This window comes from Cupriavidus sp. KB_39, from assembly GCF_052114485.1.
Taxonomy (GTDB): Bacteria; Pseudomonadota; Gammaproteobacteria; order Burkholderiales; family Burkholderiaceae; genus Cupriavidus.
Genome location: NZ_JBFREV010000212.1, coordinates 1 through 455 on the forward strand (window position 1 = coordinate 1; position 455 = coordinate 455).

The window sequence follows — 455 nt, forward strand, 5'->3', positions numbered from 1 at the left end:
TTCCCAATCGGACATCTGATACTGGAAGCGGAACGCGTGCTGGGGATATTGGCGTCGAAGCCTGAAGGAAAACTGATGCCCGACCAGTTCATGCCGCCGCAGAATCGCCTCGATAATCTCTGGCGCGGTCTGGTGCTGGTAGATGCGGGTGGACCGCGTAAGCCGAAGCCTCGCAACGAGCGGTTCGACGACCATCGCGTAGGCTTGGAAGTCCCGCGTCTGGGCTGTCTTCGAGAAACAGGAAATAAAGCCGGCGAAGATGCGCGGCGGGGAACTATCGCCGGGGTCGATGAGGAAGCTGGCCGGCTTGCCGAGATAATCGGCACGATCCAGTTCGGCAGGGTGCGTGAGTTGAACCGTGACGGCATAGGGTTCGCCTAGCCGCTCCACAGCCTCGAACGACACCACCGACAATGCCCCGGCGCTGGCCGCGCCGGGAACCTTAAGGAAGTACT

1 protein-coding gene is annotated in these 455 nt (G+C 61.1%); it reads right to left on the reverse strand.

The genetic code is table 11. From position 1 onward, the window contains the following. The coding region (locus AB4Z27_RS29590; RefSeq protein WP_441646055.1) for a contractile injection system protein, VgrG/Pvc8 family at positions 1-455 on the reverse strand (455 nt) is incomplete at both ends.